Below are 22,019 nucleotides of genomic sequence, written 5' to 3'. Positions count from 1 at the left end.
ATCGGGGAACACCGATAAGTCGGTCGGAACCGTTAGTCAGGACAGTGATGAGTGCCGACGACACGGCCGAGCCCGGTCGAGGGGAGACGACCACGTGGCCCGACTTCGGTATCGCCCTGTACGAACGGCTGACGGGGCGCGGCGCCGAGATCAGCTACACCTTCGACGACCTGGAGGTGGACGTCCCGAGCAGCGCCGACGAGGACGCGACCCACGCACACTGGCGGTTCAACGGGACGCTTCGTATCTCATCGAGCGAACAGGGGGACCGGAAGGAGGAGGACCGCGGGGAGTGATCGATCGGTCGCCGCGCGACCGATCCCGGCCGACTGACGACGACGCCGAACCGGTCGCCGTCGGCGACCTCCGGATCGCGGTCGACGTCGAGGCGACCGTCGACGGCGACCGACTCGCCGTCCGCTCGGCCGACGGTCGGATCGACGTATCGGCCGACAGCCTCCGGACGCTCGGACGGATAGGGTCGCTTCGGGAGGCGATTCCGGAGCGGATCGGGCGGTCGGTCGACCGAGTCCCGATCGGCGTCCACGTCGGCGACGTGGAGGTCGGCCGCGTCGACCCGGGCGTCCCCGCCGGACCGCTCGCCCGCGCGCTCGGCGTCGCACCCGTCCGGCTCGACCTCGGTGGTGTCGCCGCCGCGGTGCTTCGGGGTCGGTGGTGACGCCGCCGCCGGTGCCGCCGCCGGTGACGCCGCTCACGACGCCGCCGCGGTGACGAACGCGCCGATCTTCGCGTCGCTCACTCCGTCGCGCGCATCAACGAGAACAGCTCCTCGCGGTACCCGTCCGGGTCGAACGCCTCGGCGAGCGCGTCGTCCGTCCGCTCGTCGGGCGCGCTCCGGACGGCCGTCGGGTAGGCCCCGCCGACGAGGAGGTACGCGTCCCCGACGGGCCTGACGGCGGCCCACCCCCGTGCGCGGACGGCGACGCCGTCGAGGCGACACAGCGCCTCGTAGCCGGCGACGCGCGAGCCGTCGTCGAGCGCGTCCTCGGCCGCCTCGTCGTCGCGGTCGGTCCGCCTGACGCCCTCGAATCCGCGGTCGGCGATCGTGTCGGCGAAGCCGGCGTGGGCCCGGTTGGCGACGAGCTTCGTGAGCGCGGGCGAGGGCCCGGTCGCGGGCGACACCGTGAGCCGGCTCGCGACGAAGAAGCGCCACAGCCGGTCGAGCCCCGTCTCCTCGCGGATCCGGTCGCGGAGCACGCGGTCCTCGTACACGACGGTCGCGGCCTCGACGGTGACGATCGCCGCGTCGAACTCGGTGGTCTCCCGGCGCTCGCGTTCGCGCCACCCTCCCTCGGCGAGCGCGTCGGAGGGCACCGAGGGGAACCGGCCAGGCGGGGACAGGTCCGACATGCGTCGGGATCCGGTGTCGAGTGCGACGGGGATAACTGTGCGTGACTGATTCGCCGGCCGGCGCTCGCGTCGCGGCGACCCGCCGAGTCGGTGACTTTAACCGACATCCACCCGCACATTCGACAAATGGCTTTTGAGGACCTCCTGGAAGACCCTGTTATCCAGAAGTACCTCCACGAGCTCGTCGGCCCGACGGGGATGCCCGTCGCGGCGGCCCCGCCGGACGGCGAGGTCACCGACGAGGAGCTCGCCGAGGAGATGGGACTGGAGTTGAACGACGTTCGACGCGCGCTGTTCATCCTCTACGAGAACGACCTGGCGTCGTATCGCCGCGTTCGCGACGAGGACTCGGGGTGGCTCACCTACCTGTGGACGTTCCACTACGAGAACATCCCTGAGAACCTCGAGGAGGAGATGCACCGCCTGCTCGAGGGGCTCGAGGAGCGCCGGTCCTACGAGTCGGACCACCAGTTCTACCTCTGTGAGGTCGACTCGATCCGCTTCGAGTTCGAGGAGGCGATGGAGTTCGGCTTCGAGTGCCCCGAGTGCGGGTCGCCGCTGGAGTCGATGGAGAACAGCCGCCTCGTCGAGGCGATGGAGTGGCGCATCGACCAGCTCGCCGACGAGCTCAACGTCGACCGCGAGGAAGCCGGGGCGCAAGCGTAGATGGTCGTCCTCGCGACCAAGTGCTACGTCTCGGGCGACGCCCGCGACCGCGCGCTCGACGGGATGACCTCGCTCGTCGCCAACGATCTCGGCGACCTCGACGTCGAGTTCGACGTGGGCGTGCGCCACGACGACTTCGTCTCGGTGACCGTCTCGGGCGACGACGAGACGGTCGCCCGCAACGTCCTCCGGGAGGAGTGGGGCGAGATCACCGACCACTTCACCGACGGCGAGACGTACGTCGGCACGCTCGACGGCTGGGACGACGACGGGTTCGTCCTCGACGCGGGCACGGAGATCCGGATCCCGGCCGAGGGGCTCGGGCTCGGCGCCGGGACGCCCGAACAGGTCCGCGACCGCCTCGGCATCGTCCAGCACCTCGCCCTCCGGTTCGTCTACGACGAGGACGGCGACCACGAGCTCGCCGACGAGGAGCGCGACCGCCTGTACGACTGGACGCGCGGGCAGGGCCGCGTGAACGTCAACTCCGCGACGCGGGCGGAGGTGCGCGCGACCGTCAACCGGGCGGGCCACGCCAACGACATCGTCACGGTCGAGCGGCTCGGCCTGCTCGAACAGAGCATCGTCTGCCGGGAGGAAACGGACGCGCCCGGGCTGCTCGCGGCCATCGGCGGCTACCTCCCCTCGGAACTGAAGGCCGTCATCCCGCAGTAACATGCCCCGCCGGCGACGACTCCTCGCGCTCGCGGCGCTGGTCGGCATGCTCACGCTGTCGGGCTGTCTCGGCGTCCTCGGCGGCGGCTCCGTCTCCGAGGAGCGCCTCGATCGGTCGCCCGCGGGCGGCGAGTACGACTGGAACGCGAGCGTCGAGTCCGACCTGGACGCCCACATCACGATCCACGACAACGCGACGTTCTCGGCGGTGTACGCCGTGAACGGGAGCGAGATCGAGCTGTACCGCCGCGACGGCCTCGGCGGCACGAACCCGCTGGACGTGCGGGCGGTGCGCTACCGCTACCCTAACGGGACCGTGATCACCGGGTCGGAGCTGGCCGAGCGCGGCGCCGTCGAGCAGACGCGCGACGTGGTCCGCATCGAGTTCCCCGGCGAGGGCGATGTCGAGGGCGACCGGATCGCCTTCACCGCCGGCTCGACGCCCAAGCGGTTCGCGCTCCCGACGTACGTGGAGGGTTCCTACGAGGTCGTCCTCCCGCCGAACCGCCGCACGTCGCTGCCGGTGTTCGGCGACGTGAACCCGGGCGGGGCGACCACCTCGATCGACGACGAGAACCGGCTCCACGTCCGCTGGGACGACGTGCAAACGGAGTCAGTGATCGTCCAGTTCTATCTCCCGCAGGACATCCGGATCTTCGGGGCGGTGTTCGCCCTCCTCGCGGTCGTCGGCGGGGGCGGCCTGCTGTACTACCGCCGGCAGATCGACGCCCTTCGCGAACGCCGTGAGGAGATGGGGCTCGACGTCGACACCGGCGACGACGACCTCGGCGACGACGGCCCGCCGCCGGGGATGCGCTGAGTCCCCGCCGGGATCCGTCGACTCCGACCGACGCCGACCCGGCGCGTCGCCGCCCTCGGCCCGCCGGACCGACGCCCCTTTTCTCCCGCGTCCCCTTCACCGGCCAATGACGAGTGACGCCCCCGCGAGCCTCGAGATCCCCGGGGACGCGGACCTCCCGCCGCTGGCGCTCGACATCGACGGGACGCTGACGACGCCCGAGCACACGATAGACCCCCGCGTGTTCCGGGTGCTGCCCGAGTGGCCCGCGCCGGTCGTGCTCGCGACGGGGAAGTCGTTCCCGTACCCGATCGCGTTGTGCCACTTCGCGGGGGTCCCCGAGCGGGTGATCGCCGAGAACGGCGGCGTCGTCTGCGTCGACGAACGGGTACACGTAGAGGGCGACGCCGAGCGCGTCGCCGCGGCGGTCGACGCCTTCCGCGAGCGCGGCGGGGAGTTGGGCTGGGGCGACGCCGACACCGTGAACCGCTGGCGCGAGACGGAGGTCGCCGCCCGCGTCTCCGCCGACGAGGCGCTGCTCCGGGAGGTCGCCGAGGAGTTCGACCTGACGTTTCTGGACACGGGGTACGCCTACCACCTCACCGACCCCGACGTGAGCAAGGGACGGGGGCTCCGGGAGGCGGCGTCGATCCTCGATCGCGACCCGGCGGCGTTCGTCGCCGTCGGCGACTCGATGAACGACGCCTCGACGTTCGCGGTCGCCGGCGAGAGCTACGCGCTCGCGAACGCCGACGAGGTCGCGAAGGACGCCGCGGATTCGGTGCTCGACGACGGGTTCATGGACGGCACGATGGCGGTGCTCGCGGAGGTGGTCGAGCGCGCGAGCGGCTGACCCCGTCGGCACGTCGGTTCCGATCGGCGGTCCGGCGCGTACCGACGGGGGTCCGCGGGCCTACGCCTCGCTCGCGCCGTCCTCGAACGGGACGAACGAGCCGTTGATGTCCCACTCGTGAATGCAGTACACCGCGCCGACCGCGTCGTCGTCGACGACCCAGCTCCCGGTCGCGTCGTCGAAGCGCTCCTCGCGGCCGCACCGCTCGCAGACGCGCGCCCGGGGGCGACGGATACGTTCTGCCATGCGAACACGTGGTCCGCGGATCGTCTTAACCCTCTCGGGGCGACCGACCGCGTTCCGGTCGGGCGGTTCGATCCGACCCCGTCGGTCCGCCGTCGTCAGTCCGGCTCGTTCGTCCCGTCCGTTCGCTCCGCGGTGCTCGCCTCCGCCCCCGGGGCGAGCTCCGCGAGGTCGTCGAGGTCGGCCACGACGATCCGCTCGTCGTGTTCCTCGCCGCCGAACGCGGTCGTCTGCTGTCCGATCATCTCGAACCCGTGCCGCTTGTAAAACGACAGGCCGACCTCGTTCTCGGCGAACACGACAGTCGAGAGCTGCTCGTGGTCGTCGGCGAACCGCCGCGCGACCGCGCCCAGGAGGGCGGTGCCGACCCCTCCGCCCCACGCGTCCGGGTGGACGTAGATGCGCCGGATGACGACGTTCCCGACCTCGGGGGCGTACCGGACGTGTGCGAACCCCAGAAGCCTCCCGGCGTCGTATCCGTCCGCTCCGCCCTCGCCGTCAGCTCCGTCGTCCGAGTCCGCCTCCGCGACGAGGAACGCCCCGGCGGCGGCGATGTGTCGACGGAGCGTCTCCGGAGCGTACCACTCGTCGACCGTGGCGTCGATCTCGCCCTCGGACAGGAACCCGCCGTAGGCGGCGTGCCAGGACGCCCGCGCGACCGACGCGATCGTCTCGGCGTCGTCGCGATCGGCATCGCGGACGTGCATGTCGACCCGCTGGACCCGAGGCGACAAAACCTCCGGGGGTCTTTACCCCCCGGCGCCTACGGGGAGGCGATGGGGTTCCACACGTTCGACGTCGACCGCGCGGACAAACTGGAGGACCCGGATCGGTTCCGATACTGTTCGGCGGAGGAGCTCCTCGCCGCGCTGGCGGTTCCCGCGGACGCGACGATCGCCGATCTCGGTTCCGGCACCGGATTCTACACCGACGTGGTCGCGGCGCACGTCGGCACCTGCTACGCCGTCGACGTGCAGTCGGAGATGCACGACCTGTACGCCGAGAAGGGGATCCCGGAGAACGTCGAGACCGTCACCGCGGGCGTCGACGACCTCCCGCTCTCCGAGAACGCGCTCGATGCCGCGTTCTCGACGATGACGTATCACGAGTACGCGAGCGACGAGTCGCTGGCGGAGCTCGCGCGCGTCGTCCGCCCCGGCGGCCGCGTGGTCACGGTGGACTGGACCGCCGAGGGCCCGGGCGACGCCGGGCCGCCCCGCGACGAGCGCTTCGGCGTCGGCGACGCCGCGAGCGCCTTCGAGGACGCCGGCTTCACCGTCGAGCGCGCGGAGACGCGCACCGACACGTTCGTCCTCGTCGCGCGTCGCTGAGGGCTCGTACCGATCGCGACGGCGGTTCCCGACACCCCACGACGGCACGATCGGGTGTCCACGAAGCGATAGCCGACCGAACAGTCGAGGGTGGGACTTTCGCGGCGTACTGCGGACTCGCGTTCGCGTTGCTCACAACACAGACGACCGAGTTCGCAGCTACCCGTGGTCGTCCCAGAACCGCTCCAACCCGAAGCGCAGCATGTCCGGGCTCACCGGCCGGAACTCCTCGCGCTCGTACTCGGGCAGATACTCGCGGACCGCGTTCCACGACTGGCGGGCGTAGCGTGCGTCGACCAGGCAGCGGACGCCGACCTCCTCGGGCCCCCGGATCACCCGGCCGATCGCCTGCCGGGCCTTCCGAACCGCAGGCACCGTCAGCGCGGTCTCGAACCCCTCGCCGAACTCGCGGTCGTAGGCCGTCTTCACCGCGCGCGTCCGCGGCGACGAGGTGTTGATGATCGGGACGCCGCAGATCACCGCCGCGGCGAGGCGGTCGCCCTCGTAGTCGACGCCCTCGGTGAGGGTGCCCCGGATGCTGGTGACGAGCACCTTCGCGTCGCCGTCGAAGAAGTCCGCCTTGAGCGCCTCCGTCGCGGTGTCGTCGCTCGACTCGTCGATGAGGACCTCCTTGTCGATCCGGCCGTCGGCGTCCAACTCGCCGGCCATCCACTCGGCCTCGCCGTAGCTGGGCATCCCGACGAGGACGTTCCCGGGCGTGGTCGCGGCGACCTCGGCGGCGGCGTCGGCGTGCGCGCGGCGGGTCTCGTTGCTCTCGCCGGGCACACCCCGGTTGGAGAACGTGAACTTCGGCACGTCGACCGCGAAGGACGCCCGATTCTCCTCCGGGAACCCGAGGCCGTAGGTCCGCTCCTCGACGGGGCGACCCTCCGATTCGAGGTAGTTGAGCCCCGTCACCTCCCGGAACACGTCGAGCGGTGCGAGCGTCGCCGACATGAGCACGCCCCCGCCGAAGTCGGCGAGGCGCTCGCCGATGGCGTCGGCGGGCACGCAGTTGTGTAACGCGAGCCGGGCGTTGTACGCGCGGCGCCACGAGTCGGGCGCCTCGGTCTCGTCCCACGTGCGAAGGAGCTCCAGCTCTCGGAAGTACGTCTCGTGATCGCAGCGGTACCAGGCGTTGAGCGTCCGGCCGACCCCGGGGACGGCCCGCTGGCGGTCCTCCTCCTCGGCCTCGTCGAGGATCCGCGCGGCGACGGCGCCGACCTGCTCGGCCCTGGCCCACACCTGCTCGCCGTAGCCGGCGTCGCGGGCCCACTCGGTGATCTCGTCGACGCCTGGCTCCTCCGGATCGCGCAGCGGGATCTCCTCGTCGTCGAGGTCCGTAGGGTCGTCGCGCCAGCCGCGGCGCTCGGCGTCGAGGAAGCCCTCGACGCGGCGGTCGAGCTCCTCGCGGAGGTCGCGGACGAACTCCAGCAGGAGCTTCACCTCGTCGAGGCTCACCTCGGCGTCGGCGAGTTCGCCGCGCACGAGGTCGGCGTCGGTCGTCCCCTCGACGCGCCGGCCCGAGTCCTCGAACTGCACCGGCTGGATGACGCGCGTCAGCTCGTTCTCGGCGTCGCGGAGGCTCGTGTCGGCGACGCCGTCGGAGACGAGGTCGCGGACCCGCGGTTCGAGCATGTGCGCCTCGTCGCAGACGACGAAGGTGGAGTCGTCGACGAGCGCGCCCGTGAACCCGCCGACCGTCGTCGGGTCGAACGCGTGGTAGTAGTTGCCGACGACGACCTCGACCTGCGGGAGGATCGCCCCCATCATCGAGTGCGGGCAGGTGCCGTGGCCCGCCGACAGGCGGACCAGCTCCTCGGCGTCGATGAGTCCCCGGTCGGCGAAGTCGAACGGCACCGCCTCCGCGGCGTCGCCGTCCTCCGGGAGGTCGTCGAGGTACTGCGCGTAGAAGGGGCAGTACTCGACGCCCTCGCGGGTGGCTGACCCTCCGTGCTCCGGCATCTCCGGCAGGTACGGCGTCGGCTCGCCCGCGGTTTCGAGGTATGCGGCGCCGTCCTCGCCGGTGTCGGCGAGCCCGGTCTGTGCGCGACGGGCCTGTTCGGCGAGCGCGCCGGCGGTGGTCTCGCCGCCGTCGGCGTCGCCGACGAGGTCCCGGGTGCGCTCGCGCAGCCCCTCACAGCGCTCGTACACGTTCGCCGTGTCGACGCCGCCGCGGTTCTCCCGGGCGTACGGGCACACGTCGGCCTTGCCGACGAGCGTCATCCCCGAGACGGGGCGCCAGTCGTCGGGCAGTCCCTCGTTGATCGTGCGGAGGTCCGCCTCGAACTGTCGGAGCTGCTGCTTGACGCTCGTGAGCACGAGCACGCGCTCGTAGTCGCTGTCGGGGTCGCGTACCAGGTCGATGCCGGCAGTCAGCGCCAGCATCGTCTTCCCGGTGCCACATGCGCCCTCCAGCGCGAGGTAGCCTCCGTCGTCGGCGACGGCGCGGGCGGCCTCGATCCCGTCGGCCTGCTCTGGGTACGGGTCGGGGTGCCCGAACACGGTTCGCCACGGCTCGTCCGTCGCCTCGGTCACGGTGTAGTCGGCGGTTTCCACGGGTTTCAGTCCGTCGATGGTCCCGCTTTCGTACTTGAATCTTCAGTGAGGCACGCCGAACGTACCGCCGACGCCCGCAGCACTCTCGCCGCCGCGGCGACCGTCAAATCAGGCTCTCGCCGAGCACGATCACCGAGAGGTTATTGGCGAACAGCGCGAGGCCGGCGGCGACGAGCAGCCCGAGCCACGCCTCGATGAGCAGGCCGTAGTACGGACGAACGCTCGCCGGCGTCACCCGGTAGGTCTCCATCAGTCCCCGAAAGACGACGACCGCGAGCACCGTTGCGCCGAGGTTGACGACGACGAGCACGGGGAGTGACTGCCCCAACGCCCACCGCATCAGCGGGTTGGCCTCCGCCTCGGCTCCGACGACGGCCGCGGCGTACATCGTCGTCAACAGGTCGACGGTCACGAGGAGAAACAGCGCGGCCGCCGCCCACCCCCAGTACTCCTCGACGCGCTCGGCGATCGCGACGCCGCCGGGTTCTCGCACGAGTTCCGGACGGCAGCGAGTCGTCCTAACGGTTTCGGCGCGATCCGGGGCCGCGGAGCGCGGCGCGGGTCACGGACCGCGGTACACCCACGACCCGTCGTCCGCGCTCGCGTCCTCGCCCGTCCGGTTGTCGGCGCTCGCTGCGGCGACGGCGGCTCCGGGGTCGATCCGACCGTCGACGGCGGTCTCGCGGAGCAGTCGCTCGGTCTCCGCCGGCGTGAGCCCGTCCTCGCCGGCGGCGGCGGTCATCTCGGCGACGACGCCCGCGACGGCCGGCGCGGCCGCCGAGGTCCCTCTGAGGGTCGTCCCGTCGGGGAGGCCGACCGTTCCCGCCGCGCGCACGTCGGTGTCGGCCGGGGAGTACGCCGCGAGCCGGCCGTCGGCTCCGACCGCGCCGACGGAGATGACGCCGTCGGTGCCGGCGGTGGCGGGCGCGACCGTGCTCCCGTTGGCGGCGGCGTGCGCGAGTCGGTGGCGCGCGGCGAACAGGTCCACGTGGCCGTCGCCGGGGTCGCGCGCGTGCACCGCGACGTAGTAGGAGCCGCGGGGAACCACCGCGTCGATCGCCTCCGCCCGGCCCGACCCGCGGGTCGACTTCGCTACGACCTCGTCGGGGCCGTCCGCGACGTCGCGGTACAGGTACAGGTCGTAGTCGCCCGACCCCGACCAGTACAGCCGCAGCGTCACCGCACCCGAGATCGGTCCGTCGCCGAGGCGGTTGCCCTGCGTGCCGTCGTCGTCGAACGCCAGCCACCCCGGATCGCTCGCCGCCCCGCGCCAGTGCCGCTGTGCGGCGTTTCCGCCGGAGGTGACGAAGACGGTTCCGTCGTCCGTCGCGCGCTCGGCGGCGCCGGCGATCCGGTCCATCCCGTCGGCCGTTCGCGGGTAGTAGCTCCCCGCGTCGACGATCACGTCGACCTCGTGGTCCACGAGCCAGTCCACCGCGCGCGCGTACTCGGCCGGCGTCGGCTCGTAGCCGACCGAGGCGAGATACAGCGACGATTCCGGGGCGCGCTGTGCGACGACGCTCGCGACGGCGGCGTCGTGGCCGCCGGCGTCGCGGCCGCCCGGAACCAGGCCGAACCGAGCGGTACCGGCGCGCGAGCGGGCGACCACCCGACCGTCGACGGCCGCGTCGTCGCCGAATCCGCTCCCGATGACGCCGACGCGGACGGCGTCGTCGTCGACCGCGGCGTCGACGGATCCGGAGGATCCACGTTGGAGTTCCTCGCGGTCGGACGGGGAACCGGCCGCCGGTGGCGACCCCGATCCGTCGGCGAACCGGTCGAGATCGCCGTACCCCGGGATGGCGTTCCCGCCGACGAACGCGGCGCTCTCGCGGGTCACGTCGGCGCCGACCAGGCCGGTGCCGGCGCTCGCGACGACGATAACGACCGTCAGAAGCGCCGCCGTCCGACCCACGGTCGTCACCTGTCCCGAACTCGGTCGGCGGCCACGAGCGTCGCGAGCACGAGGAGCCCGCCCGCGAGGAACGCGACGCCCGGCGAGAGCGTTCCGAGCGTCGCGCCGGCGGACCCCCCGACGGCGTCCCCGATCCGCGGCACCGTCTCCGGTCCCGACAGCGTCGCGACCGACGCGCCGAACAGCGACTGCACGAGGAGGCTCGCGCCCGCGAGCACCGCGACCGCGCCCAACAGCCCGCGAAGCGAATCCAGCAGCGAGGAGCGCTCCGACTCGCCGCCGACGGCGACGACGACGCGGTCGTCTGCCGGGCCGTACACGGTCATCTCCCGCCCCTTGACGGAGTAGCGAGTGTCGACGGACTCCACCAGCCCGGCGTCGGTGAGCTTCGAGACGTGGTGGCGGACGTTCTGGACCGAGGTGTCCGCCGCGTCGGCCAGCTCGGAGGCCGTCTTCGGTTGCTCGTGAACCGACCCGAGGATCGTCCTGGCCGTCTCCGGGGCGAGCGCGCCGATGAGATCGTCGGCGCCCTCGTCGTCGAGCCAACAGACCCGGACGCTCTCGTCGTCGGGTTCGGCGTCGTCGCCGTGTTCGGCGGCGTCGCGCTCGACGGCGTCGAGATCCGCAGCCGACGGGTCGATGTCGGTCGTCGCCGACGATCCCGTCCCCCCGGATGCGGGCGGACGCCGCGTCGACATGGCGTCGGATTCGGCGGCCCCCCCGTCGGCCCGTGCGCCGCTCGTGTTCTCCGGAGCACGGTCGGCCCCGTCCGACCCATCGGCCCCGTCGGACCCGTCCGGGTCGTCCGTGTTCGACGGGAGCGTGCCTGACATACGGGGGAGTTCTTCATAGAAGACCAAAACGTTTCGGTCCGATTTCGTCGGATCGACGGGAACCGCCGCCGCTCGGCGACCGACTGTCACTCGCCGACGGTCGATCGCCGACCGTCGGTCATCCGAGACGGCCGCCGGCCGTCGATCACCGGAGAGCATCGCCGACCTTCGCTCACCGGTGACGGTCACCGCCCCCGATCATCGACCGTCCGGTTGCCGTCGGGTGGATCCGGCCGGGGCGGGGAACCGGCCGAGGACGTACAACAGCGCCGCGAGCACGAGCACCGCCGCCACTGCGACGGCGAACAGCCGGAACACCCGGTCGAACGCGACCCCGGCGTCGGTGAGCGCGCCCACGACGCCGGAGCCGTTCGCCTCGAACAGCAGCGACGCGCCCGAGAAGACGGCGTACGCGCTGGCGCGGTCGGCCGCCGGCAGCGTCGACAGCATGTACGTGTCGACGGCGGGGAACAGCGCGTGCGCGGCGTAGCCCAGGGCCGCCGAGACGACGGCGAACGCCGCCAGCGACCCGGCGTACGTGAGCGTCACCAGCGACGCGACGAACGCGGCGTTGAGCGCGAGCAGGTACGGCACCTTCGGGAGCCGGTCGGCGAGCCGGCCGCCGAGCCAGAACGCCGGCACGCCGGCGGCGAACGCGACGGTGAGCAGCAGGTTCGCGTTCGCCGGCGTCAGTCCCTTCGAGAGCAGGTAGCTCACGTAGAAGTTGAACACGCCCTGCCAGGCGAAGCCCGCGACGGCGACCAGCGACATCCCCGCGAGCACGATCCGCCAGTGCGACAGCGCCGCGAGGAAGCTCCGCGGCTCCGCGTCGGCGACGCCGTCCCCGTCGGTCGCGGCAGCGTCGCCCTCGGGCTCGACCCCGCCGCGGGCCCGAACGACCGCGAAGAGGGCGATCGTGACGACGAGCGCCCCGCCCGCGAGCAGCCAGAACACCGCGCGCCAGTCGCCGACGCGGGCGATCGCCGCGAGCGCGAGCGCCGGGGCGACGACGCTCGCGACCTGACTGGCGGTGCCGTGGACCCCGACGGCCCTGCCGGTCCGCTCGGGGTACAGCGCGCCGATGAGCGGGATCGCGGCGACGAAGTAGCCGCCGGTGGCGAGCCCGACCGCGAACGCGCCGACCCGGAGAGCGAGCAGCGAGTCGGCCATGGCGGTGAGCGCCGCCGCAAGCGACAGCGCGATCCCGGTCGCGAGGACGACGCGCTCGCGGGCGACCCTCGTGAGCACCCACCCGATCGGGATCCTGGGGGCCGCGGTGCCGATCCACACGAGCGTCGTGACCGAGCCGACCGCGGCCGCCGAGATCCCGAGGTCCTGCTGGAACTCGGGGACCAGCGGCGCGAACGCGACCCGCCCGAAGTTGACCAGAAAGACCAACCCGCAGAGGGCGGTGAAGAGGCGCTTCGTCACGTGAACGGGTGTCGATTCGCGCGGCGGGGCTCAAGCGTTGCGGAAGCGGGAATCCGCCGGATCGAACGGCGCGAACCCGGATGACCGAACGGCACGAACGGATACGGGGCCGAGCGCGCGCGGGGACGCGCTACGTCCCCCGGCTCACTCTAGCGGCTGTGCGTAGTCGACCTGTTTCGGCCGGAAGCCCGTGTCGCGGTAGAACCGTCGGGCGCCCTCGTTCCCCCATTCGCAGGCGACTTTGAGGTGATCGCACCCGCGCTCGCGGGCGATCTCCTTCACGCGCTCGACGACCGCCGTGCCGTGGCCTTGGCCCCGGTGCTCCTCGTCGATGGCGACGTTCACGATCCGGAGATACCGCGAGTACCGCCGCGACGGGTGTCGGCCCTCCCGGAGGGTGAGAAAGCCGATCGTCTCGGAGTCGTGAACGACGAGGTAGTCCGTGACGCGGTCGTCATCGAGGTGGACCCGGAACCCGTCGTCCGGAACCTCGTCGGCGTCCGCGTAGACGAGCTCGTTCAGCTCGGAGTGTTCCTCCATCGACTTCGCGAGGTCGTGCCAGCGGTCGACGAGCGTATCGAGGTCGTCGGCGGTGGCTTCGGCGAGTTCCATATCGGGGGTGCTCGGCGCCGCCTGTTCAGGGTTCGCCCGCCGTGTCGAGGGATGTCACGGACCGGACTCGATCGATTCCCACCGACCCGGATCCAGCACGCTCAAACCCCGACCCGCCGAACCCGGAGCCACCCGACCGTGCGCGTCCTCGACTACCTCGAACTCGACTCCCAGCTCGACCGCGCGGGCATCGGCACCGCACACGACCAGCAGGTCGAGGCGCTGGAGCGCGCCCGCGCCGCCGGCGCGGACGTGGAGGTCGTCACCTCGCCGTGGGCCGCCGGCGACCCCCGCGCCGCCCTCCGCGGCGCCCTCGCCGGCCGCTCGCCGCTCTCGGACGTGGACGTGATCCACCTGAACCTCATCGGTCCTGCCAGCGTCGCGCTCGCGCGGTACGCGAAAGTGACGGACACGCCGCTGGTGCTCCACTGCCACGTCACGAGCGAGGACTTCCGCGAGAGCTTCCGCGGGTCGAACGCGATCGCGCCCGCGCTCCGGCGGTATCTCCGGTGGTTCTACTCGCAGGCGGACCTGGTGCTCACGCCCTCGGAATACACGAAGCGTCGACTGCTCGAGTACCCCGTCGACGCGCCGATCCGTGCGGTCTCCAACGGCATCGACCGCGACTCGGTCGCCGACCACGAGCGGTACCGCGAGGAGTATCGCGAGCGGTTCGACCTGGACGGCGTCGTGATGTTCGCGGTCGGGTCGGTCTTCGAGCGCAAGGGCCTGACCGCCTTCTGTGAGGTGGCGAAGCGCACCGACCACGACTTCGCGTGGTTCGGCACTGTCGACTCCGGCCCGCAGGCGTCGCCGACCGTGAAGCGGTGGACGGACGACCCGCCCGAGAACGTCACCTTCTCCGGCTGGGTCGACGACAAGCCCGGCGCGTTCGGCGCCGGCGACGTGTTCTTCTTCCCGACGAAGGAGGAGAACCAGGGCATCGTCGTGCTGGAGGCGATGGCCTGCGGGAAGCCGTGCGTCCTCCGGGACATCCCCGTCTTCCGCGAGTACTTCGAGGACGGCCACGACTGCCTGCTGTGTGACTCCCGCGCGGAGATGGTCGAGGCCCTGAACCGCCTCGCCGACGACCCCGACCTCCGGGAGCGACTCGGCGAGAACGCCCGCGAGACGGCCGCCGAGCACTCGCTGGAGCGCGTCGGCGAGGAGCTGGTCGAGACGTACGAGCAGCTCCTCGAGTCGCGGTAGGCGAGCCGACCGGAGTGTCCGAGAACCGTCGCCGTCGCCGTCGCCGGCGCTGGCACCCGCGCCGAAGACGCAAGGCATTACCCCTCGCTCCGGAAACGGCGGACGAATGCAGACCGTCGCCGCGTTCACCGACACGTACCTGCCGACGGTGAACGGCGTCACCTACACGCTGGAGTCGTGGCGCGAGGAGTGGCGCACGCGCGGCGGCCGGATGGACGTGGTGTTTCCCAGCGCGCCGGGACACGACCCCGCAGCGGGCGAGTACACCACCCGAAGCGTCGGCTTCCCCTTCTACGACGGCTTCCGGATGGGCCTGCCGGGCGTCCCCGACGCCGTCCGCGACGCGGACGTGGTCCACGCGCACACGCCCTTCGCGCTCGGTCTCTCCGGCTGGTACCTCGCGCGGCGGATCGAAGCGCCGCTGGTCGCCTCCTATCACACTCCGACCGCCGAGTACGCCGACTACCTCGCGGCCGGCCCCGCGGCCGCGGTCGTCGAGGGCGCGGCCCGCCGGTACGAACGGCGGTACATGAACGCCGCCGCCGCGGTCGTCGTTCCCAGCGAGCCCGCCGGCGAGCACCTCCGCGACATCGGCGTCCACACGCCCGTCGAGGTCGTCCCCAACGGCGTCGACACCGACTTCTTCGCCCGGCCGGACGACGACACCCTCGCCGAATTCCGCGCCGAATACGACCTCCCGGACCCGGCCGACGGCCCCGTCGTCGGCTACACCGGCCGCCACGGCTTCGAGAAGGAGCTGACCGAGATCCCGCCGGCGGTCGCGGCCGCCGACGCCGACGCGACGCTCGTGTTCGGCGGCGACGGCCCCGCCCGCGACGCCGTCGAGCGCGCCTGCGAGGAGGCCGGCGTCGACGCGCGCTTCCTCGGGTTTCTCCCGCGCGAGGAGCTCCCCGCGCTGTACGCCGGCCTCGACGCCTTCCTGTTCCCCTCGCCCGTCGAGACGCAGGGACTCGTCGCGCTGGAGGCGAACGCCTGCGGGACGCCGGTCGTCGGGGTCAACGCGGGGGCGCTCGCGGACACGGTCGTCGACGGCGAGACGGGCCATCACTACCCCCGCGGCGACACCGCCGCCTTCGCCGACGCCATCGACCGCACCCTCGCCGAGCGCGCGTCGCTGTCGGACGCGTGTCTCGACCGCCGCGAGGAGACGAGCGTCGAGCACGCGGTCGACCGACTGGCGGAGGTGTACGACGCCGTGACCGAATAGAGAGTGGGTGGTCGGCCCGCGGTCTCGCTCCGTCCGACCGCGCAGCGCTCGGCTCCCTGATTTATTTGCGGCTCGGCCCACGGACCTCGCCGTTCACGAGACCTGCGGTCTCGTGAGCGCACAAATCGTGAAGCGATCTGTGAACGCCGTTCGGCCGAGGCACTCGGTCGCTCGCTTCGCTCGCTCCCTCGTGTCTCGCTAGTCCTCCAGCGCCTGCGCGATCCGCTGGAGCTGCCGCGTCGCGTCGCGGACCTCGTCGCGGAGCTGGCGCACCTCGCGCACGAGCTCCTCGTTGCCGGCCGACTCCTCCTCGGCGCCGCGTCCGCCGGGACCGCCGCCCATCCCGCCGCCCATGCCGCCGGGACCGCCGCCGCCGCCCATCATGCCGCCCATCATCTGCGCGAAGGGGTTGCCGCCGCCCATGCCGCCGGGGCCGCCCCCGCCGCCGCCCATCATCTCCTCGGGGGAGGGCGCGCCGCCCTCGCCCTCCTCGCGCTCCTGTTCGCGTCGCTCGCGGATCTCCTCGACCCGCTCGCGGAAGGACTTCTCCTCGCCGTCGTCCCCGTCCGCGCCCTCGTTCGCGTCCGATCCCGCGTCTTCCGGGTCTTCGTCTGCCATGAATCCGGATTCGCCCCGGCGTCCGAAAAGCGTTGTTCCTCGGGGGGCGGAACCGAGCCCTCTTGTACCCCGGTCTCCGAGAGGTCCGCGTGTTCGCGGACCGGTCCGACGCCATCGCCGACGACACGCCCCACCGCGGCTACGGGGTCGCCGTCACGCCGGGCGTGAGCGGGCCGTGCGCGCTCGTGACCGGCTACGGGCCGGGAAACCGGCTACTCACGTGGCGCGACGGCGCCCTCCGCGACGTGGCCACCCCCGCCGTCGCCGACGAGGGACGCCACGCGATCGGCGCCGTCGCCGCCGACCTCGACGCCGACGGCGCCGAGGAGATCTACGTCCACAACACCGAGTCGTACGAGGGGGAAACCCGGGACACGGACCTGCTGCTCGACCCCGTCGACGTCCTCCCGGACCACGAGGACGTGCGCTGGCGCGACCTGTTCGGCCTCGCGGTCAACGCCGACCGCGGCAACTTCCGGGCCGGCCGCTCGGTCGCCGCGCTCGACCGCTACGGCACCGGCCGCTACGGCGTCTTCGTCGCCTGCTACGGCGCTCCTTCACGCTTCTACGAGCTGGGCGACGACGGCGAACTCTCGGACATGTGCGAGGCGGTCGGCCTCGAACTGGACGCCGGCGCGCGATCGCTGTACGCCGGCCCGATCGTGAGCGGCCGGATGGACCTGTTCGTCGGCGTCGAGCGCGGACCGAACCGGCTGTTCCGAAACACCTCGGGCCACTTCGAGGAGGTCGCCGGCGACGTGGGGCTCTCGGCGCCGCGGACCAACACCCGCGGGGTCACGATGGCCGACGGCGATCTCGCCGTCGGCGGCTGGGAGACGCCGAGCCGGCTGTTCGTTCCCGATTCGCCCGTCGAGGGCCCCGTCCACGCGGACGGCGGTCCGTCCCGTAGAACGTTCACCGACACAGCGCCGCCCGCGTTCGCGGCGCCGACCCGCACGCGGACGCTCGTCGCCGCCGACTTCGACAACGACGGCCGCGAGGAGCTGTTCTGCAACGCGCTGGGCGCCACGAACCGCCTGTTCCGGAAGGGACGCGCGGGCTGGACAGCGGTCGACCCCGGCGACGCCACGGAGCCGCGCGGCCTCGGCACCGGCGCCGCCGTGGCGGACTTCGACGGCGACGGCGCCCTCGAGCTGCTCGTCGTCCACGGCGAACTCGCCGCCCAGCCGCTCTCGCTGTACGGCGTCGACGGCGCCGCCGAGAACGACTGGATCCGCATCCGCCCGACGACGCAGTACGGGGCGCCCGCCCGCGGCGCCGCCGTCACCGTGGAGACGGCCTCGTGGACGCGGACGAAGGTCGTCTGTGCCGGCTCGGGCTACCTCTGTCAGATGGAGCCGGTCGCGCACTTCGGTCTGGGCGACGAGACGCCCGAGCGCGTCACCGTCCGCTGGCCCGACGGCCGCGAGGCGACGATGGAGTCGCCCGCCGCCCGGACGGAACACGAGGTCGATCACCCGATGGCCCCGCGGTTCTGACCCGGCCCTCGGACGGCTCCCGTCCCCGACCCCGTTCCCACCCTTGCGCCCGACCAGTCCCCGGCCCGTCGCGGTGACGCAACCGCTTTGGGGCGCCCCGACGCACGTCGATCCATGACCGACGACCGCGGGCCCCGGCGGGGGAAGGTCGACCGCGACGCCTTCGAGTCGGTGGTGCGGCCGAACCTCGGCGCCGACCGCGAGGACGTGCGCCTCGGGCCGACCCACGGCGTCGACTTCGGCGTCGTCGACGTGGCCGACCGCGCGGTCGTGACCGCGACCGACCCCATCTCGCTGCTGCCGGGTCTGGGCTACGAGCGCGCCGGCCGCTTCGCGCTCTCCTTCGCCCTCGGCGACGTTGCCGTCTCCGGCGTCGCGCCCACCCACTTTTGCCCCTCCTTCGCGCTCCCGAGCGACGTGACCGACGACGAGTTCGCCGCGTTCTGGGCCGCCGTCGCCGCCGAGTGCGAGGCGCTGGGCGTCGCCATCCCGACGGGCCACACCGCCCGCTACCCCGGCGCGTCGCTCCCGTGGGTCGGCGCCGCGACGGTGCTCGGCGTCGGCGACCACGACGACGTGATCCGCCCGGACGGCGCCCGCCCGGGCGACCGCCTGCTCGTGACGAAGGGTCCGGCCGTCGAGACGGCGGGGCTGTTCGCCTCGCTGTACCCCGACGCGCTCGCCGACCGGGGGCTCGACGGGGCGACGATCGACGACGCGGCCGCGCTGCTCGACGAGACGAGCGTCGTTCGCGACGCGCTCGCGGCCGCGGAAGCCGGACGGAACGGCGGGGGCTCGCCTGCGGACGCCGGCGTCACCGCGATGCACGACGCGACCGAGGGCGGCCTCCGCGGCGCGCTGTGTGAGGTGGCCGAGGCCGGCGGCGTCCGGATCGACGTGGACTCGGCGGCGGTGCCGACGAACGCTGCCGCGGTGGCGACCTGTGAGGCGCTCGACCTCGACCCCTGGGCGTGTACCACCTCCGGGACGCTCCTGCTCGCAGTCGACCCCGCGGCCGTCGACCGCGTCGTCGACGCGGTGGAATCGCGACCCACGCCCGTCGGCGTCGTCGGCGACGTGCGCGAGGGCTCCGGCGTGTTCGTCGACGGCGAGCGCGTCGAGCCGCCCGCGGAGGACGCGTCGTGGTCGGCCTACGAGCGGCTCTCAGGGACGGACTGATCTCCCGATTTCCGACCGACGGTCACTCCCCGTCGGCGGCGTCCAACCGCTCCCGGGTCGCCGCCGGGGGAAGTACCCGGTGCCGGTTCCGGCGGTGTCGGAAGTCGCGGGGGCGAGCGCGGCGGGGGACGTTTGCGTCGCCCGGGCGGACGACCACCGCCGTCGGGCGCCTCACTCGCGGGTGTACTCGGGCGCGAACATCCGCGCGGACGTCGGCGCCGGATCCCCCTCGGTGAGGTTGTACGCCGAGAGGTCGGCGTCGCTCGCGCCCGCCGCACGCAACAGGTCCTCGTCGTACGCCGAGTGGCCGGTGTACTCGGCCGGGTTGCGCGCGAGGATCGCGAGCACGGCGTCGGCGAGCACGTGCGGGGTTCGCCAGTCGTCCTCGGTGCCGAGGCCGAAGTAGCGCGTCGCCCGGGTGTCGACGGCGGTCACCGGCCAGAACGTGTTGCAGCCGACGTCGTCGGCCGCCAGCTCCTCGGCCAGCGAGAGGGTGACGAACGACATCCCGAGCTTCGACCACGCGTAGGCGGCCTTGCCGGGCGCGCGGTCCATCGCCACCGGCGGCGCGTTCGTGAGGATCCACCCGCCCTCACGCTCGCGGAGGTGCGGGAGGAACGCCCGCGAGACGAGGTAGGTGCCGCGGACGTTCACCTCCGTCAGCAGGTCGAAGCGATCGGCGGGGAGGTCCGCGACGTTCGCCAGCTGGATCGCGCTGGCGTTGTTGATCACGACGTCGATCTCGCCGAACTCGTCGATCGCCTCCTCGACGGCCGCCTCGACGGCCTCGGGGTCGCGCACGTCCAACTGGATCGCGTGGGCGTCGACGCCGCGCTCCTCGCACTGCTCGGCCGTCTTGTGGATCGTCCCGGGTAACTCGCCGCCGGGCTCGGCGGTCTTGCCGGTCGAGACGACGTTGCAGCCGTGTTCGGCCAGCGTGAGGGCGATCCGCTTGCCGATGCCGCGGGTCGTCCCGGTGACGAACGCCGTCGACCCCGAGAGGTCGGGCGCGTCGAAGGGCGGGTCGGCGCGGGCGGGTCCGGCGGGCATCGCGTCGTCGGCGTCGGGGGATGCGTCGGCCATACCGCCACCTCGGCGGGGGGATCCGAATACCTACCGCCGCGGCGGGGTCTCGTCGACGTGGCATCGCCGTCGACGTGGCATCGCCGTCGGCGTGGCGGTCGCCGTCGACGTGGCATCGCCGTCGACGTAGCATCGCCGTCGACCTCGGTCGCCGTCCGTATCCCGTCGGAGCCTCCGGACGTAGTCGGCCGCCCGTCCGGCCGTGCCCGTCTCTCGGGGGAGGGAGACCTCGTCCCCCCGGGCCCAACACCCGGCCCGGACGGGTGGTCACTCCGGGTCGGGGTCGTAGGCGTCGCCGACGCGGACCGAGAGCGCCGACGGGAGCACGCGGAAGTCCAGTCGCTCGTGGGTCGCGACCTCGCCGTCGCGGCTGAACGTGATCGGGTCGTCGCTGGCGACGTGGAGTTCGCCCGCGCGGAAGTGGGTGACGCCCTCCGTCCCCTCGCCCAGCAGGCGGTGGACCGCGGCCTCGAACGCCAGCGCCTGCGGCGGCATCCGTTCGACGACGACCACGTCGAACCGGCCGTCCTCCATGTCGGCCTGTCCGCCCTCCTCGACGAACTTCCGGGCGTTGCCGACGAGGACGCAGGTGGCCTCGCCCGTCCACGACCGCGTCGGCGACTCGACGCGCACGTCGAGCCCGTCGAACGCCATCGTCTCCCGGGCGCCCGTGAGCAGGAACGCGAGCGTGCCGAACCGCCCCTTCAACTCGTCGGGGGTCGCGGTGCTCGCGTCCGCAGGTAGCCCGGCGATACAGGAGACGAGGAACGGCTCGGCCGACTCGCCGTCGCCCCCCTCGGCGACGCCCACGTCGAGCGCGCGGGCCTCGCCGGTGTCAGACAGCTCGATCCCGTGGTCCAGCGACTCGATCCCGAGGGTCCCGGCGAGGAGGTTCGCCGTCCCCGCCGGCAACACCGACAGCGTCACGTCGCCGAGGGCGTCCGCGCGGTACAGCCCCCGGAGCGCGTCGTTGATCGTGCCGTCGCCGCCGCAGACGGCGAGCGTCGAGGCGCCGACCTCGCCGGCCTCCCGAGCCAACTCGACGGTGTGGGCGGCGCTCTCGGTCTCGGCGACGGCGAAGCCGCGCGCCTCCATCGACCGACGGACGCGGTCGGCGTGATCGCCGGTTCCGCTGTGGGGGTTGACGAGACAGCGACGCGACCCGATCTGCATACTCGTCTGGACGCCGTCGGCGCACTTCAACCCCGCGCGGCGCGTCCGGGTTCGCCGTGACCCGCGGTCAGTCCACGCGTTCGAGACTGCCGTGACCCGCGGTCAGTCGGCGCGCCTGAACACCCGGACCGTGTCGTACCCAAGGGTCTCGACGGCGACCTGGTCGAACCCCCGCGACTCGAACACCGACCCCCAGTCGTGGCGATACAGCGGGAGGCCGTCGTCCACCTCGACGATGCCGCCGTTCGCGTCGCCCTCCAGTTCCACCGTCACGAGCAGGTCGCCGGCGACGCGGGCGACCTCGTCGAAGGTCGCGGACATCTCCTCGGGGTGGACGTGCTGGAGCGTCTCCACCGAGTAGACCGCGTCGAACGCCCCGTCCCCGACCGACGGGAGCACGTCGGCGATGGCGCCGGCGTGGAACGACCCGTCGTCGGCGAGGTCGGGGTACTCCTCCCGGAGCACGTCGAAGGAGTCGGGATTGATGTCGACGCCGGCGAGGTCGGCGAACCCTTCCTCCTGGAGGTGCGCGAGGTGGCGGCCGGAGCCGCAGCCGAGTTCGAGCACCCGCGCGTCGCGGCCGACGGCGCCGCCGAGGCGGTCGGCGACGACCTCGCTCACCTCGTTGGGGCCGTAGTGCGCGTAGTACCGCGGGGAGAACTCCCCGGTGCGGTCCGCCCAGGCGTCGCGGAGGTCGTCTGCGTTCATGGGATCGAAAGGGGACGACCACGGAGAACCCTTC

Annotated in this window: 24 protein-coding genes; 11 read left to right on the top strand and 13 right to left on the bottom strand. The window is 72.7% G+C overall.

The features are described 5' to 3' along the window. The first annotated feature begins 47 nt into the window (after positions 1-47). Both K6T36_RS04940 and K6T36_RS04935 read left to right on the top strand, forming a co-directional pair. Complete coding sequence (locus tag K6T36_RS04940; protein WP_222922865.1) at positions 48-296, top strand: hypothetical protein; 249 nt, start codon at positions 48-50, stop codon at positions 294-296. Then, positions 293-679 (top strand): hypothetical protein, encoded by a 387-nt coding sequence (locus K6T36_RS04935; protein ID WP_222922864.1) that lies wholly within the window; start codon positions 293-295, stop codon positions 677-679. The genes K6T36_RS04940 and K6T36_RS04935 overlap by 4 nt, the downstream gene beginning before the upstream one ends. Before the next feature lie 77 nt (positions 680-756). Here the strand turns inward: K6T36_RS04935 and K6T36_RS04930 are convergent, their stop codons facing one another. Beyond that, positions 757-1,371 (bottom strand): DUF6517 family protein, encoded by a 615-nt coding sequence (locus K6T36_RS04930; RefSeq protein ID WP_222922863.1) that lies wholly within the window; start codon positions 1,369-1,371, stop codon positions 757-759. Positions 1,372-1,497: 126 nt separating this feature from the next. On the opposite strand from K6T36_RS04930, the gene K6T36_RS04925 reads away from it, so the two are divergent. The 4 genes from K6T36_RS04925 to K6T36_RS04910 all read left to right on the top strand — a co-directional run bounded on the left by K6T36_RS04925 (position 1,498) and on the right by K6T36_RS04910 (position 4,364). Continuing rightward, complete coding sequence (locus tag K6T36_RS04925) at positions 1,498-2,037, top strand: transcription factor (protein ID WP_222608328.1); 540 nt, start codon at positions 1,498-1,500, stop codon at positions 2,035-2,037. Continuing rightward, entirely contained in the window at positions 2,038-2,712 is a 675-nt protein-coding gene (locus tag K6T36_RS04920) for a DUF2110 family protein (RefSeq protein WP_222922862.1), read from the top strand. It begins immediately after the preceding gene. 1 nt (position 2,713) lies between these two features. Continuing rightward, positions 2,714-3,532, top strand: a complete 819-nt coding sequence (locus K6T36_RS04915; protein WP_222922861.1) for a DUF5803 family protein — start codon at positions 2,714-2,716, stop codon at positions 3,530-3,532. Between the two features lie 106 nt (positions 3,533-3,638). Next, the gene (locus tag K6T36_RS04910) at positions 3,639-4,364 is read left to right on the top strand and encodes an HAD-IIB family hydrolase (RefSeq protein ID WP_222922860.1); all 726 of its coding nucleotides are present in this window, start codon (positions 3,639-3,641) and stop codon (positions 4,362-4,364) included. Between the two features lie 60 nt (positions 4,365-4,424). On the opposite strand, the gene K6T36_RS04905 is transcribed toward K6T36_RS04910, so the two are convergent. Then, positions 4,425-4,610 carry an HEWD family protein gene (locus K6T36_RS04905; protein WP_222922859.1) on the bottom strand — a complete coding sequence of 62 codons (186 nt, stop codon included), beginning with the start codon at positions 4,608-4,610 and terminating at the stop codon, positions 4,425-4,427. Positions 4,611-4,705: 95 nt separating this feature from the next. After that, the gene (locus K6T36_RS04900) at positions 4,706-5,314 is read right to left on the bottom strand and encodes a GNAT family N-acetyltransferase (RefSeq protein WP_222922858.1); all 609 of its coding nucleotides are present in this window, start codon (positions 5,312-5,314) and stop codon (positions 4,706-4,708) included. A gap of 69 nt (positions 5,315-5,383) precedes the next feature. Between K6T36_RS04900 and K6T36_RS04895 the strand changes: the two genes are divergently transcribed. Beyond that, on the top strand, positions 5,384-5,938 hold the full coding sequence (locus K6T36_RS04895; RefSeq protein ID WP_222922857.1) for a class I SAM-dependent methyltransferase: 555 nt from the start codon (positions 5,384-5,386) through the stop codon (positions 5,936-5,938). Positions 5,939-6,097: 159 nt separating this feature from the next. Here the strand turns inward: K6T36_RS04895 and K6T36_RS04890 are convergent, their stop codons facing one another. The 6 genes from K6T36_RS04890 to K6T36_RS04865 all read right to left on the bottom strand — a co-directional run bounded on the left by K6T36_RS04890 (position 6,098) and on the right by K6T36_RS04865 (position 13,288). Then, the gene (locus K6T36_RS04890) at positions 6,098-8,497 is read right to left on the bottom strand and encodes an ATP-dependent DNA helicase (protein ID WP_225935187.1); all 2,400 of its coding nucleotides are present in this window, start codon (positions 8,495-8,497) and stop codon (positions 6,098-6,100) included. 103 nt (positions 8,498-8,600) lie between these two features. Further along, the gene (locus K6T36_RS04885) at positions 8,601-8,990 is read right to left on the bottom strand and encodes a hypothetical protein (protein ID WP_222922856.1); all 390 of its coding nucleotides are present in this window, start codon (positions 8,988-8,990) and stop codon (positions 8,601-8,603) included. 69 nt (positions 8,991-9,059) lie between these two features. Beyond that, the gene (locus tag K6T36_RS04880; protein WP_222922855.1) at positions 9,060-10,421 is read right to left on the bottom strand and encodes a S8 family serine peptidase; all 1,362 of its coding nucleotides are present in this window, start codon (positions 10,419-10,421) and stop codon (positions 9,060-9,062) included. Beyond that, complete coding sequence (locus K6T36_RS04875; protein ID WP_225935186.1) at positions 10,418-11,245, bottom strand: winged helix-turn-helix domain-containing protein; 828 nt, start codon at positions 11,243-11,245, stop codon at positions 10,418-10,420. Before K6T36_RS04875 ends, K6T36_RS04880 begins: the two co-directional genes overlap by 4 nt. A 198-nt stretch (positions 11,246-11,443) precedes the next feature. After that, positions 11,444-12,676, bottom strand: a complete 1,233-nt coding sequence (locus K6T36_RS04870) for an MFS transporter (protein WP_222922854.1) — start codon at positions 12,674-12,676, stop codon at positions 11,444-11,446. 144 nt (positions 12,677-12,820) lie between these two features. Further along, positions 12,821-13,288, bottom strand: coding sequence for a GNAT family N-acetyltransferase (locus tag K6T36_RS04865; RefSeq protein WP_222922853.1), 468 nt, complete (start codon positions 13,286-13,288; stop codon positions 12,821-12,823). A gap of 138 nt (positions 13,289-13,426) precedes the next feature. On the opposite strand from K6T36_RS04865, the gene K6T36_RS04860 reads away from it, so the two are divergent. After that, complete coding sequence (locus K6T36_RS04860) at positions 13,427-14,497, top strand: glycosyltransferase family 4 protein (protein ID WP_222922852.1); 1,071 nt, start codon at positions 13,427-13,429, stop codon at positions 14,495-14,497. A 106-nt stretch (positions 14,498-14,603) separates the two neighbouring features. Then, positions 14,604-15,725, top strand: a complete 1,122-nt coding sequence (locus K6T36_RS04855) for a glycosyltransferase (protein WP_222922851.1) — start codon at positions 14,604-14,606, stop codon at positions 15,723-15,725. Positions 15,726-15,923: 198 nt separating this feature from the next. On the opposite strand, the gene K6T36_RS04850 is transcribed toward K6T36_RS04855, so the two are convergent. Further along, positions 15,924-16,343 (bottom strand): hypothetical protein, encoded by a 420-nt coding sequence (locus tag K6T36_RS04850; RefSeq protein ID WP_222922850.1) that lies wholly within the window; start codon positions 16,341-16,343, stop codon positions 15,924-15,926. 89 nt (positions 16,344-16,432) lie between these two features. Between K6T36_RS04850 and K6T36_RS04845 the strand changes: the two genes are divergently transcribed. Beyond that, on the top strand, positions 16,433-17,842 hold the full coding sequence (locus K6T36_RS04845; protein WP_222922849.1) for a CRTAC1 family protein: 1,410 nt from the start codon (positions 16,433-16,435) through the stop codon (positions 17,840-17,842). 114 nt (positions 17,843-17,956) lie between these two features. After that, positions 17,957-19,021 (top strand): AIR synthase-related protein, encoded by a 1,065-nt coding sequence (locus K6T36_RS04840; protein WP_222922848.1) that lies wholly within the window; start codon positions 17,957-17,959, stop codon positions 19,019-19,021. 171 nt (positions 19,022-19,192) lie between these two features. Here the strand turns inward: K6T36_RS04840 and K6T36_RS04835 are convergent, their stop codons facing one another. From K6T36_RS04835 to K6T36_RS04825, 3 genes are all read right to left on the bottom strand, one after another. Continuing rightward, the gene (locus K6T36_RS04835; RefSeq protein WP_222923360.1) at positions 19,193-20,071 is read right to left on the bottom strand and encodes an SDR family oxidoreductase; all 879 of its coding nucleotides are present in this window, start codon (positions 20,069-20,071) and stop codon (positions 19,193-19,195) included. A gap of 300 nt (positions 20,072-20,371) precedes the next feature. Next, positions 20,372-21,277, bottom strand: coding sequence for a diacylglycerol/lipid kinase family protein (locus K6T36_RS04830; RefSeq protein ID WP_222922847.1), 906 nt, complete (start codon positions 21,275-21,277; stop codon positions 20,372-20,374). A gap of 102 nt (positions 21,278-21,379) precedes the next feature. Continuing rightward, on the bottom strand, positions 21,380-21,985 hold the full coding sequence (locus K6T36_RS04825; protein WP_222922846.1) for a class I SAM-dependent methyltransferase: 606 nt from the start codon (positions 21,983-21,985) through the stop codon (positions 21,380-21,382). Between the last annotated feature and the right edge of the window lie 34 nt (positions 21,986-22,019).

It is taken from the genome of Halobaculum roseum (assembly GCF_019880245.1).
Taxonomy (GTDB): domain Archaea; phylum Halobacteriota; class Halobacteria; order Halobacteriales; family Haloferacaceae; genus Halobaculum; species Halobaculum roseum.
This window is presented reverse-complemented; position numbering and strand designations above follow the sequence as displayed.